Raw genomic sequence first — 13,585 nt, 5'->3', positions numbered from 1 at the left:
TCGATGGTCACACTTACGGTCGAACCGTTGTTGTAGACGTCGTTTGCCGGGGTTTGGAAGTCGATGCTGCCCTGGGTCTTACCTGCCTCAACAATGATGACCTGGCCGTTGGACAGGGTCACAGTCACCGGAGTCTGGGCCGGGTTGGTCAGCGTCACGGTATAAGTGATGACGCCGCCTTCGGTGGCCGAAGGAGTGGCGGTCAACGTTGCAGTGGTGACATCGATGGTATCTGTAATTTCAGTAACCAACGGCCCTTGCGGTGGGGTTACTGTAATGCCACTGCCCCCGCTGGTACCGGTGACCGTTGTAGAAATCTGCCCACCATCAATGTAGGGCGTGTCATTCGGCGGGATCACGACATTGACACTGCCAGTGGTCTGCCCGGCCGGAATGACGATCACAGAGCCGTTGGCCAGCGTGATGACAAGGTCGCTGCCCGGTGCCTGGCCAACCGTAGCGGTATAGACAATGACGCCACCCGCTTCGCTGATCGATGGCGTGGCCCCGACCACAAGGGTGGTGGCAACCGTAGTGCCAGTTGTCGGCGCGGTGACTCGGTTGTCAGCGGTGGTTTGCGTTCCAGCCACTTCCACGGGGGCGGCCGCCGCTGCAAAACCAAGGCCTTCGGTAGGGAAGCCTATCGTGGGATCAACGCTGCCGGCCGTTTCTTCCAGCATGACGAAACTGTGGCCGCCACCTGCTGCACCGCCGCCCGCAGCAGTCGGACCGGCAGCCGTGGCTTCAAGATCGGTGGTCGGGTCAGCGCCTGCGGCGATCGCCTGTTGCAATTCTTCGACAGACGGCGCCGCCTGGGCAGCGGCCTGGCCCAAATCGGTACTGCTGTCAGGCGCGTCTGCGCTCCACTGGGTATCACGACCAAGGTCGAGCAATCGGCCATCTGCCAACTCCAGCGTCACCGCGCCACCCGGGCCGGTAAGGACCTGCTCACCCGCTAGAAGTCGATCGCCTTCTATGAGCACACGCCGGATGCCTTCAGGGGATACCGCGATAACCTGGCCGACAATACTTTTGACGATGGCTACAACGCTGCTCATTGGACTCTCCGTGTGACCCGCTGGGGTACTTCTGTGCCAGAGCGGCATCCGCAGCCACCTGAACAGGAATTATGTCGATGATCTCTTGACGCTTGATTGCGTCAATATTCCGTCTATGACGAAATGTAATTAGACTTATGCCAAACTATTGACCTTATATCGGCCATCCTAAACAATCACCAAGGTAATGTCACATTGATATTTTTACCTTAGCCAAGGGCCAATCAACAGCAAATGCGTTGCGTCATTAAAACAGCGCAATGGCACGGAGCACGCGGGCCCAGGTGATGACAGCAGCCATAAATCACATGCCTTTCAACCGTTCGTCGGGCTCAATAGGACCAACAGCGTCAATAGAAGGTCAATTTTGTTTATTGACGCCACATTTCCAAGACTCGTAAGCATAAACCTTGCCGATTACATGCCCGAGACGCCACTTGATGTTGCCAATTTTCAGGCTGCTTCACCGTAGAATGAACGACGACCGAATGCGCTAATCGTCTAAACAGGCCTTATAACGCGCCTGCGATTATCGGCCAGAGTCGACAACGGAAGTGGATTTACCTGGATGAATTTTACCTAACACGGGTCGCACCAACGCCAGCAAACCAGCGCCTGATAAATGACATTGAGCTAGGCTGTAACGGCAGGCCTGACACATGTCGTTTCTCTGCGCCTATCCCAGCATCTTGAAGCCTGGATTGCAGCGTGATTCAGAAATGAAACGTTTATCTGCTGATCAGCGTCATGTAGTAAAGAGACCGATACAGTTGTTTACTCACCACCTAATTCAAGGCGACCATTGGCGACACACTGCATCGCTCGCTGCATGCCTACCGAGCGCCGACATGCATTGCCCCACTGAATGCCTGGGTTTGCTGCCATCGAATGATCGGCGGCCAGCTCATCCCCACCCACCACAAGGATGAAGAGAGCGCCGCGTGGAATCAGAAGTCAGTCGAGTCCAGCTCAACCATGACCCACGTAGTCAGCACGACGATCCTTTGCTGGATAGTCTGCTGAGCTTGTGTGTACTGCACCAGAAACCTGCCAGCCGGGTCATGCTTAGCACGGGTCTGCCTTTACCCGCACAGCGCCTGAGCCCCGAGCTGCTGCCCCGTGCGGCGGCCAGGGCCGGCCTGCAGGGCCGTCTGTTGCAGCGCAAGCTGGAGCAGATTCCAAGCATTGCCATGCCCGCGATCCTGTTGCTAAAAGGCGGACGCAGTGCCGTGTTGCTCGGGTGGGAAAACGAAGACACTGCACGGCTGTTACTGAGCGAAAGCGATGGCGGCGAAGTTCAGGTCAGCCGTGAGACGCTTCAGGATGACTACAGCGGGCGAGTGTTCTTCGCGCAGCCGCAGCACAAATTCGACGTCAACCATGGCAACCTGATCCCCCGAGCCAAATCCTGGTTCCGAGATACGCTGCTGCGCAGCAAGTGGCTGTACATCGATGCCATCGCCGCGAGCCTTGTGATCAACCTGATCGCCCTGGCCGCGCCACTGTTCGTCATGAACGTGTATGACCGGGTCGTTCCCAACCAGGCGACCTCGACCCTCTGGGTGCTGGCGGTCGGTATCGCGGGCGCCTATATCTTCGACCTGATCCTCAAGGGCCTGCGCGGATTATGTCTGGACCTTGCAGGGAAAAAGACCGACCTGATCATTTCGGCGACACTGTTCGAACGTATCGTGGGCATGTCGATGAAGTATCGACCGGCCCGGGTAGGCAGCTTTGCCCAGAACATTCACGAGTTCCAAGGCCTTCGTGACTTCCTGGCGTCGTTGACGCTGACTAGCCTGATCGACTTGCCGTTCACGGTGCTGATCCTGATCGTCATCGCGATCATTGGCGGACACTTGGTGTGGATCCCGATCATCGCCTTCCCACTGGCCTTGGGCATCGGCTATGCACTGCAGCGGCCGCTGATGGCGACCATGGAGCGGACCATGGCGCTGGCCTCGGAGCGCCAGTCGAGCCTGATCGAGACCCTGGCAGGGCTGGACGCAGTGAAGGTCAACAACGCCGAGAGCGAGCGGCAGTACATGTGGGAACAGACGCTCGGTACCCTCAGCCGGCTGGAATTGCGCGTCAAGGTACTGTCGAGCCTGGCCATGAACATCACTCTGCTCATTCAGCAGTTGGCAGGGGTGGCGATGATCTGCGTGGGTGTGTACCTGATCATCGACGGCAACTTGAGCATGGGCGGCCTGGTGGCGTGCTACATGCTCAGCGGCCGCGCCCTTGGGCCCTTGGGGCAGCTCAATGGCCTGTTGGCTCGCTACCAGCAAGCCAAGGTGACCATGGTGTCCACCGACCACATGATGGAGCTGCCACAAGAGCGCAACTTCGAAGAGCGCCCGCTCAGCCGTAGGGTATTGCAGGGCAGCGTGGAATTCCGCGGCGTGGATTTCACTTACCCCAACCAGCAGAACATGGCGCTGAAGAACATCAACCTGACCATCCGCCCTGGCGAGAAGGTAGGGATCATCGGGCGCAGCGGGTCGGGCAAGAGTTCACTGGCCAAGCTGATCGTTGGCCTGTACGAGGCCGATGGCGGCTCATTGCTGGTCGACGGCGTGGATATCCGCCAGATCGACGTCAGCGAACTGCGCCACAACATTGGTTATGTGCCCCAGGACATTCAGCTGTTGGCGGGCACGCTGCGGGACAATCTGGTCAGCGGGGCCCGCTACATCGATGACGAAATGATCTTGCAGGCGGCTGAGCTTGCAGGCGTGCATGAGTTCGCGCGACTGCACCCGGACGGCTACGAGCTGCAGGTCGGCGAACGTGGTCAGAACCTGTCCGGCGGGCAGCGGCAGAACGTGGCCCTGGGCCGTGCATTGCTGTTGAACCCACAGATCCTGCTGCTCGACGAACCCACCAGCGCCATGGACAACACCGGCGAAGAACGCCTGAAGCAGCGTTTGCAGGCCGTGGTGGAAAGCAAGACGGTACTGTTGGTGACTCACCGTGCATCGCTGCTGTCACTCGTGGACCGCCTGATCGTGATCGATCGCGGGCAGATCGTTGCCGATGGCCCGAAAGCGGCCGTCATGGATGCGTTGAAGAAGGGGCAGATCAGTGTCGCATAAGCTGGATTTCGGGCAACTCAAGGAAGGCCTGCGGCGTTACTTCAAGGGCAGCGATTCGTTGGGCGGTCAGCCGCTGCCCGAGGTCAACAAGGCCCTTATCGAGGACGCGCCGCGCGTGGTGCGCCTGACGATCTGGGGCGTCATCCTGTTCTTCGTGTTCCTGATCGTGTGGGCCAGCTTTGCGCCCATCGATGAGGTGACGCGTGGTGAAGGCAAGGCCATCCCGTCATCCAAGGTGCAGAAAATCCAGAACCTGGAAGGCGGCATCGTGGCGGAAATCTTTGCCAAGGAAGGCGAGATCGTCGAGGTCGGGCAGCCTCTGCTGCGCCTGGATGAGACCCGCTTCGCGTCCAACGTGGGGGAAACGGAAGCCGATCGGCTGTCCATGGCCCTGCGGGTTCAGCGCCTGAGTGCAGAGGTCGACGGCAAGCCGTTAGAGATCGACGAAGAATTGCGCAAGGCCGCACCTAGCCAAGCGGCCAGCGAAGAATCGTTGTACCAGAGTCGGCGCCAGCAGCTTCAGGACGAAATTGGCGGACTGCAACAGCAACTGGTCCAGCGCCAGCAGGAACTGCGCGAGTACAGCTCCAAGCGCGGGCAGTACGCCAACAGCCTTGAGCTGCTGCGTAAAGAAATCAGCATGTCGGAGCCTTTGGTCGCGACGGGTGCTATTTCCCAGGTGGAGGTGCTGCGCTTGCGTCGTGCCGAGGTTGAGAACCGTGGTCAGCTTGACTCCACGTCGCTGGCCATCCCCCGTGCCGAAGCGGCCGTTCGAGAAGTGCAGAGCAAGATCGAAGAGACCCGCGGCAAGTTCCGAAGCGAGGCACTCACCCAGCTGAACGAAGCCCGGACCGAACTGAACAAGGCGACCGCTACCAGCAAGGCGCTGGATGACCGCGTTCACCGCACCATGGTGACCTCGCCTGTGCGGGGTATCGTCAAGCAGTTGCTGGTCAACACCATCGGCGGCGTGATTCAGCCAGGCAGCGACATCATCGAGGTCGTCCCGCTGGACGACACGCTGGTCATCGAGGCCAAGATCCTGCCGAAGGACATTGCCTTCCTGCACCCAGGCCAGGAAGCCACGGTCAAGTTCACCGCGTACGACTACACCATCTACGGGGGACTCAAGGCCAAGCTTGAGCAGATCGGCGCCGATACCATCACCGACGAAGACAAGAAGACCACGTACTACCTGATTAAGCTGCGTACCGATCGCAGTCATCTGGGCACCGATGAAAAGCCGCTGCTGATCATTCCCGGGATGGTGGCAACGGTCGATATCATGACCGGCAAGAAGACCATCATGAGCTACCTGCTCAAGCCCATCATGAAGGCCCGCTCCGAGGCCTTGCGCGAACGCTGAGGGTGTGCCCGCACGGCCTTGCGTGCGGGCCCTCATTTCTGCAGGTCAGCGCTTATCGTGCGCCCAAGGGGCAGGCTCACCCACCAACTGCCCCTGAATGCCTCCTACACCCATTTCGCAGAGCACTGCGCGCTCACCTTCGGTTTCCACGCGCTCGGCCACCAGAGGCAGATCGATGCTGTGCGCGGCACGCTGGATCGCCTCGATGAACAAGCGTTTGTGCTGTTCATGGTCGATGTTACGGATGTAGCTGCCATCAATCTTCAGGTAAGCCAATCCAAGGTGGGACAGGTTACCGATCATGCTGAAACGTCCGCCAAAGCGTTGCAGTGCCAGGCCGAAGCCAAGGCTGTGCAGCCTTCGAGTCAATTTCTCCAACGCCGGCTGGTCAGGTAGCTGCTCTTCACCGATTTCGAACACCAGACGCGGCCCGAGGGCGACGTTCTGGCTGAGCAGTTCGAAAATGCGTTGCAGCGCCTGGGCGTCCGCCAAGGTAGCGGCGGAAAGGTTCAGCGCCAGCACCTGGTCGTGGCCACGCATGTGCGCCAGCACCTTCTGCAGCACCAGAAGGTCCAGCCTTGGCATCCAGCCAAAGCGCTCGAGCCAAGGGAGGAATCGACCGGCTGGAAGCGCCTCGCCTTGTCGATCCTTCAGGCGGGATATCACCTTGTGGTGCAGCACCTGCTGGGCGGTTGCACAATCGACCACCGGCTGGAAAAACAGCTCGAAGTGACCGTTGCTGAAGGCCTGGTCGAGGCGCTCATGCCAGTCGTGCTGGCTGTCGGCAGCCACGGCAGCGACGCCTTGCTCCAGGCAGACCCAACCCGGGGTTGGCTGGTTCTCCGCGCGTGCCAGGGCTTCATCAGCCAGTTTGAGCAACGCTGGAGGCGCGTCGCCCGGGCTGAAGGGGGCCAAGCCGATGCAGGCCACCGGTTGAATATCGGTGGCCCCCGTCTCATGCAGGCTCTGCAGCGTAGCCTCAAGCGCCTGGGCCAGCTGTATGGCTTCTTCATGCACCATGCCAGGTGCCAGCACGGCGAATTCACCACCCCGGCTGCGGGAAATCAGGTCGTTGGTTTCCGGGAAGCTTGCGCAGGCGCGGCGCAATTGCTCACCGACGGCTTGCAGCAACTGATCCGTGCGTTGGCCACCCAGACGCGCGTTGAGGCCCGCCAGGCCTTGAACCCGAAGTAACAACAGGTAGCCTGCCCGTGCTTCCTCAAGGTTGCTGACCCGAGCATTGAGCTGCATTTCGAAATAGCGACGGTTGGACAGACCGGTCAAGGTGTCTTGATAGGACTCGGCGCGTAACCGCTCGCTGCGCTCGGCCTGCTCGGTGAACAGTGCCTTGAGCTTTTCGACCATCTGGTTCATGGCCTGGACGACGCGCCTGAGCTCGGGTGTGCGGGGCAGTTCAGGCAGGCTCAGGAATTCACGCCTGGCGATGGCATGGGACTGTTCGACCATGTAGTCCAGCGGCTTGAGCTGCCGGCGCAGCAGCAACGCCCCCAGAATGGCGCTGGCGGCACCACAGAGCAGTAGCCAGCCCAGGCTGCCCAACGCGCTTTGCCAGAGCTTGGCAATGGCGAACATGGGGTGACTGATGACCTCGACGCGTGCCGCCTGCTGCCAGCCACGGCTGACCAACGCATCGCCACCGGCAGCTTCCAGACCGATCAGGTGAACGAACCAACGGGGTACGCCCCCAGGGTCTGGTTCGGCATGGCGCTCGACGAGCACCGTATTGGAAGCCAGGTCCACCACTTTGATACTGGCGTAGTAGCCACTGTCGAAGATCGAACTCACCATCAGCTCGACCATGGCAGGGTCATCGATATTGGGCGTAAGCGACAGGGCCAGCGCAGTGGCTGCATCCTGTGCATGCGAGCGGAGCTGGTTGACATACTGGCTTCGCGAACTCTCCAGGCTGACCATGAAACTGCCGGTGAACGCCACTACCAGGAACAGGCAAATAGCCAACAGCAATTGTTTGAACAGTGACATCTGTGCTCCTTCAGTAAACCGGCTCGGCCGGGAAGCCTTCGGCCTGCATTTTTTTCAATAGGTCCTGCCAGCGCGACAAGCGCTTGGTGTCGCCGACTTTCTTGTTGCCACCGGCGCCTGTCAGCCATAGGCCTTCACCGTTGAAGGCATAGACGGGCAACAGGTCGGGGCGCTGGCTGGCCGGCTTGATCGCGTCCATCAGGCTGTCGAGCACCAACGGCTGCGCCTGGGGCGTTGAATAATAGGTCAGTACCATGTGTGCCCGGTTCTGTCGCAAGGCCTTGACGTAGGTGATCCGCAGTTTCTCGCTGGGGATGCCCATGCGCCTGAGGCTGAAGTACTTGGCGATAGCGTAATCCTCGCAATCGCCAGCCCCTTTTATCAGTGCTTGGACCGGTGTTGCCCAGTAATCGACCTCGTGCCACAGATCGATATCCTCGACGTAGCGCAATTGTTGGTTAAAGAACCAGTTGACCACCTGCAGACGCTCAAGCTCAGTCCCCTGCTTCTGGGTGGCCATGAGGTTCTGCCACGCATCGATTCGCGCTTTGCCCTCCCCCAATGGCCCGTACAGCGCTTGAGACTGGCGACTGATCTGGGCGAAATCCCAGTCGGCATGCAAACCGCCCAGCAGCAGGCCACCCAGCAGCGCAGCCAGGGCAACTCGGTGCAGCACGGTTTTGAGCATCGGGGTGATCGCCACTGCCAAGCACTGTCCAGGCCAGTCGAAAGAAGCGATGGTGCGGCCTGACACCGCAAAAGACAATGGCACATCGCGATCATCGGCCTCTGTGTCGGAGTACGCCGGATCAACGCTTGCCGCGCGGGTCATGTCACTTCCTTTGGGGAGCAACTTCATCCACCATAGCCGCGCCCTGGGGCATGCCCCCAGTAGAGGCCAGCATTTGACACGTCATACCGCTATAACCGTGTCATTGGATCCAACTTTGGTAATCGTTTAAGGCAGGCGTTGCGTGGGCAACAAAATCAAACTGAGCAGCGTGTTGAACAGTGAACAGTTGCTGCCACATCTGGCCCGCGGCGTTATTGAAGAACGCGTGCGCAGTGCCATTCTCGAGGGTCGTTTGCCACCCGGAACGGCAATCAGGCAACAGGAGTTGGCGACACTTTATGGCGTCAGCCGTATGCCCGTGCGTGAGGCGCTGCGTCAACTGGAAGCGCAGTCACTGTTGAACGTGGAGCTTCACAAGGGCGCAGTCGTTGCGCCGCTGATAGGCGAGGATGCGGCAGATGCCTACGACTTGCGTGTTCTGCTCGAAAGCGAGGCGTTGCGTCAATCCATTCCGCTTCTGACGGCGCAAGACATCGCCAAGGCCCGCAGTTGCATCCAGCAACTGGAAAACGAAACACGACATGCCGAGATCGCTCGTCTTAATCGTGAGCTTCACATGGTGCTTTATAGCAAGGCAGCGAACCATAAACTGCTGCGCCTGATCGATAACGAATTGATGCAAGAGGAGCGGTTTCTACGCTTTCATCTTTCGTCGATGGGCCTGGGCAAGCTCACCCAAGACGATCACACGGCCTTGGTCGATGCCGCCAGTGCCAAACGTGTCAGCGATGCAATTGCGGTATTGGAGCAGCACCTCAACAGCGCAGCCGTGACCATTCGAAGGTACTTGGACAGCCAGCGCTCGCACTGAATGGCTTGGGGACCGACAGGTAGGTTGCAAAATCTCGCGCCGAGCGAAACAATGAGACTAATTATCATTTAAGCCCTGATAGCTGTGTCTCATGCCTAGCAACGATCTCGTGCAAAACCTCTACAGTGCTCATCATGGCTGGCTGCATACCTGGCTGCGCCACAGGCTTGGCAATGCGGCCGACGCTGCTGACGTGGCCCAGGATACCTTCATGCGGCTGTTGCAACGCCGCGAGCATCTGCAGATACAACAGCCCAGGGCGTTTCTGCGCACGGTGGCGCGCGGGTTGATCATCGACCACTGGCGTCGAGAGGAACTGCACAAAGCCTATCTGGAAGCGCTGGCGCTGGTGCCGGAGGCTAACACGCCCGATGTGGAGACCCGCGAGCTGCTGCTGGAGTTGCTTGAACGCATTGCCAAGATGCTCGATGGCCTCAAGCCAAAGGTTCGCACTGCTTTCCTGCTAGCCCAATGCGAGGGCCTGCGGCATCAGGAAATTGCACAGCAGATGGGCGTATCGGTGAGAACGGTGGAGCGCTACATTGCTGACGCGCTTTATCACTGCTACCTGCTGCGCTACGAAGCGTAATGACACCGGTTATGCCTAGCCCTCATCCCGACGCCAAGACGGTCAGACAAGCCATCCAGTGGATGCTGAAACTTCGCCACAGTGGTGAGGATCCGGCTTTGAACGAGCGTCTCGCGCAGTGGCGCTCCGAGGCTGCGACCCATGAGCTGGCCTGGCAACGCGTGCTGCATTTGGAACAGGATCTGGACCTGCGCCACGTGCCCGCTGCGGGGGTTGCGCTGCAGACACTGGAGGCCAGTCATCGGCGGCTTGAGCGGCGACAGGCGTTGAAGCTGCTGGGCACCGTTGCCGTGTTCGGATCGGCAGCATGGCTGAGCAAGGACTTGAGTGTGGTACAGGCCTGGTCATCCGACTACGCGACAGCCACGGGTGAGCGCAGAGACGTGACCTTACCCGACGGCTCTCGGCTACAACTCAATACCCGAAGTGCCGTGGACGTGGCCTTCAACAGGCAGCAATTGTCGATCGACCTCAAGCGGGGTGAGGTCATGCTGGACTGTCGACAGGCAGCTCCTGGACAACCTCCAGTCACTCTGCGCACGAATACCGCAGCGTTGCAAACCGTCGGGGGGCGCTTCGTGGGGCGTATCGAGGACGATTGCCTACGGGTGGTCGTCAGTGAGGGGCGAGTATTCACTCGCAGCCAGAGCACCGGCCTGATCCAATGGCTCGAGCCAGGTGGAGAATGGCGCGTCACCGCCAGCGGTGCCGAGCAGGTGACGCCTTCAGGGATGGACGCGATGGCCTGGACCGAAGGCCTCATCGTGGGCAAGAACATGTTGCTCAGGGATTTCCTGACGCAGATCAGCCGATACCGCCGCGGTTATCTCACCTGCAGCGATGACATTGCTGAGCTCCGTTTGTCCGGGGTATTCCGCCTCCAGAATCCAGAACATCTCCTGCAATTGCTGCCCACCACGCTTCCCGTTCAAGTCCGTCATTTAACGCGATGGTGGGTGCGCGTGGAAGCGCTGGGTCGTGCCTAGACTTTGGTGAACAAAGCCTGTTCCTAATGTGTCGGGTTTTGGCCGCGTATCCGGCTAGATCAGTGAGAAGAATCTCCTGCACATTTTACGGACCCTTTCATGTCAACCAACCCGGTAAAACTGTACGCCTTTGGCGCGAATGATTTTCGACCTGTCTTGCACTCAGATTTGCTAAGCAATGCCATCCGCGCTGCCTTGCTGGGTACGGCGCTTGGATTGGCCATGGTGCCTGGCATCACACTCGCCGCTGATGCCTCACTGGTCAGCTCGACTTATGCAATTGCGCCTGGGCCCCTGGATGAAGTGCTCAATCAATTTGCTCGTCAGGCGGGCATCACGCTTTCCAGTACGCCGGTACTCACTCAAGGCTTGCAGTCCAGAGGACTTCACGGACAGTACTCGGCTGAGCAGGCGTTAGGGGTGCTGTTGGCAGGAAGCGGCTTGACGGCGCTGGATCAAGGAAACCGGACCTTCATCGTACAGGCTCAGCCAGCGGAAGCTGCGCTGGCGTTACCCGATACGGACATTCGAGGTTTCACCCTGGGCAATGCCTTGGGGAGCATGGAGGGTTATAACGCCACCCACAGCCAGGTCGCTACTAAAAGCAGCTTGGCACTGGTAGAGACATCCCAATCGGTTTCGGTGGTAACCCGGCAACAGATCGACGACCAAGGTTCTCAAACCGTCGCCCAGGCCATGCGCTATACCCCAGGGGTGATGACCAGCCCCTATGGCGCGACGCACCGGTATGACTACGTGGCCATGCGAGGTTTCAATGACGGGTCGGTGGATAATATCTACGTAGACGGCCTCAAGTCCATGGGGGACAACGGCACCTACAGCACGATGCAGGTCGACCCCTATTTCCTGGAACGGATCGATGTCTTGAAAGGGCCTTCTTCGGTCCTTTATGGCCGTAGCTCACCGGGTGGATTGGTCGCACTGACCACCAAAAAGCCCGTGTTCACCGCTTTCCATCAAGTTCAAGCGTCGGTTGGTACCCAAGGTCAGCGCGGGCTGGGCTTCGATACCAGCGGCCCGTTGGATGCAGACAAGCGTATTGCCTATCGCCTGACCGGTTTGGCAGACGCTTCGGATACTCAGTTCGATCACAACAAGGAAGAACGTTACGCCATCGCTCCGTCGCTTAGCATCGACTTCAGCGAAGACACATCGCTGACCCTGCAGGCCTACTTGCAGCGTGATCCAAACGGGGGGTATCACGGCGGTAATCCTGCAGACGGGATGCTGAGCAAGCGTAATGGGGTACGCCTGTCGGATCACTTCTTCGAAGGGGAGCCGGGCATCGACAATTACGAGCGCACCCAGCAGTCGTTCAGTTACCAGTTCGAGCATCGCTTCAACGATGTATTTACCGCGCGGCAGAACTTCCGCTACCAGGACTCGGACGTATCGATGGACCAGGTGTACTCGGCAGGTTGGGCAGATGCCGACAGTACCGTCCTCAACCGAGCTTACACCGGGGGTGATGAGCGGCTGCACTCCTACATCATCGACAACATGGTCCAGGCTGAATTCTTCACCGGCATTGCCAAGCACACCCTGCTGCTGGGCACGGATTACCAGCGCCGCAAAGCCGATGTCTCGTGGCGTTATGGCACTGTAGATCCGCTGGATGCGGCTAACCCGCAGTATGGTAATGGCAACCTGCAGGTGCTCGGTGAAAACCGATACCAACGCCGGTTGCAACAGACGGGTGTCTATCTGCAGGATCTGGTGGAGCTGGATCAATGGCGCTTCTCACTGGGCCTGCGCCAGGATTGGGTCAAGGTATCCGAGGAAAATCGTGATACCAATACCAGGGTCAGTGACAAGCGTTCCAACTTCACGACTCGCGCTGGGGTGCTCTATCTCTTCGAGAATGGCCTGGCGCCGTATGTGAGCTACTCCGAGTCCTTCAACCCGAATACCGTATCCGATCAAGACGGAAAACCGCTTGCTCCTACCGAGGGCACTCAGTGGGAAGCCGGTATCAAGTATCAGCCACCTGGTAGCGACAACCTGTACACCGCCTCTGTGTTCCGTATCGAGCAGGAGAACCTGGCCTCCAAGCAACCGGATGAAGACTTCTACAGGCCTGTCGGTCAAGTGCGCTCGCAAGGGTTGGAGTTGGAAGCGCATGTGCAGGTCACTGATAACTTGAAACTGCTGGGTGGCTATACCTACACCGACATCGAGTACTCGAAATCGATGCCTAGCCTTGTATCCAGCGGTCTGGACAACAAAGGCAATTCGCCTACCCAAGCCCCGGAGCAAATGGTCTCGCTGTGGGCCGACTACAACTTCCGGCAAGGCGCGCTCGACGGGATTAGGTTGGGCGGCGGCGTGAGGTATGTGGGGCATAGCTGGGCAGATGCAGAGAACAGCCGCAAGGTGCCTTCCTACACGTTGGTTGATGCCTCGTTGGGCTACGACATGGGTAAGCTGGGTCTGAAGGGCTTGGATGTTCGTCTGAATGCCAACAACCTGACCAATCAGCGATACATCACCTCGTGCGCCAGTTTGAATTACTGCTACATGGGCGAAGAGCGTAATGTGAGCGCCACAGTGAGCTACCAGTTCTAAAGCGCACAGCGGGACAACCGCTTATCAGAAGCTAGTCATTAGGGGTGTTTAAACCCCCCAAAAGAAAAAGCCCCTGTCTGCAGCGCAGACAGGGGCTTTTTTGTTTGAATCTTGACGATGACCTACTCTCACATGGGGAAACCCCACACTACCATCGGCGATGCATCGTTTCACTGCTGAGTTCGGGATGGGATCAGGTGGTTCCAATGCTCTATGGTCGTCAAGAAATTCTGT

Annotated in this window: 9 protein-coding genes and 1 rRNA gene; 6 read left to right on the top strand and 4 right to left on the bottom strand. The window is 58.9% G+C overall.

All coding sequences use genetic code 11. From position 1 onward, the window contains the following. Positions 1-1,058, bottom strand: a 1,058-nt coding sequence (locus CRP40_RS21535) for a retention module-containing protein (protein WP_141400922.1), incomplete at its 3' end; no start/stop codon positions are given. 941 nt (positions 1,059-1,999) lie between these two features. On the opposite strand from CRP40_RS21535, the gene CRP40_RS21530 reads away from it, so the two are divergent. After that, positions 2,000-4,156: a type I secretion system permease/ATPase gene (locus tag CRP40_RS21530; RefSeq protein ID WP_027915750.1), complete on the top strand. Its 2,157-nt coding sequence runs from the start codon at positions 2,000-2,002 to the stop codon at positions 4,154-4,156. After that, on the top strand, positions 4,146-5,522 hold the full coding sequence (locus CRP40_RS21525) for an HlyD family type I secretion periplasmic adaptor subunit (protein ID WP_023535148.1): 1,377 nt from the start codon (positions 4,146-4,148) through the stop codon (positions 5,520-5,522). Before CRP40_RS21530 ends, CRP40_RS21525 begins: the two co-directional genes overlap by 11 nt. Before the next feature lie 45 nt (positions 5,523-5,567). Here the strand turns inward: CRP40_RS21525 and lapD are convergent, their stop codons facing one another. Both lapD and lapG read right to left on the bottom strand, forming a co-directional pair. After that, positions 5,568-7,526, bottom strand: coding sequence for a cyclic di-GMP receptor LapD (lapD, locus tag CRP40_RS21520; RefSeq protein WP_027915751.1), 1,959 nt, complete (start codon positions 7,524-7,526; stop codon positions 5,568-5,570). 10 nt (positions 7,527-7,536) lie between these two features. Further along, the gene (gene lapG / locus CRP40_RS21515) at positions 7,537-8,298 is read right to left on the bottom strand and encodes a cysteine protease LapG (protein WP_027915752.1); all 762 of its coding nucleotides are present in this window, start codon (positions 8,296-8,298) and stop codon (positions 7,537-7,539) included. A gap of 202 nt (positions 8,299-8,500) precedes the next feature. On the opposite strand from lapG, the gene CRP40_RS21510 reads away from it, so the two are divergent. The 4 genes from CRP40_RS21510 (at position 8,501) to CRP40_RS21495 (ending at position 13,351) form a co-directional block, all read left to right on the top strand. Then, the gene (locus CRP40_RS21510) at positions 8,501-9,190 is read left to right on the top strand and encodes a GntR family transcriptional regulator (RefSeq protein ID WP_027915753.1); all 690 of its coding nucleotides are present in this window, start codon (positions 8,501-8,503) and stop codon (positions 9,188-9,190) included. 91 nt (positions 9,191-9,281) lie between these two features. Next, positions 9,282-9,779, top strand: a complete 498-nt coding sequence (locus tag CRP40_RS21505) for a sigma-70 family RNA polymerase sigma factor (RefSeq protein WP_027915754.1) — start codon at positions 9,282-9,284, stop codon at positions 9,777-9,779. A gap of 11 nt (positions 9,780-9,790) precedes the next feature. Further along, entirely contained in the window at positions 9,791-10,765 is a 975-nt protein-coding gene (locus CRP40_RS21500; protein ID WP_027915755.1) for a FecR domain-containing protein, read from the top strand. Between the two features lie 99 nt (positions 10,766-10,864). Further along, entirely contained in the window at positions 10,865-13,351 is a 2,487-nt protein-coding gene (locus CRP40_RS21495; protein WP_027915756.1) for a TonB-dependent siderophore receptor, read from the top strand. Positions 13,352-13,460: 109 nt separating this feature from the next. Here the strand turns inward: CRP40_RS21495 and rrf are convergent. After that, positions 13,461-13,576 (bottom strand): 5S ribosomal RNA (gene rrf / locus CRP40_RS21490). Between the last annotated feature and the right edge of the window lie 9 nt (positions 13,577-13,585).

Origin of the sequence: Pseudomonas sp. URMO17WK12:I9 (genome assembly GCF_900230165.1) — a bacterium.
GTDB lineage: Bacteria > Pseudomonadota > Gammaproteobacteria > Pseudomonadales > Pseudomonadaceae > Aquipseudomonas > Aquipseudomonas fulva.
Note: the sequence above shows the minus strand (reverse complement) of the source record. Positions and strands in the feature narration are given on the sequence as shown.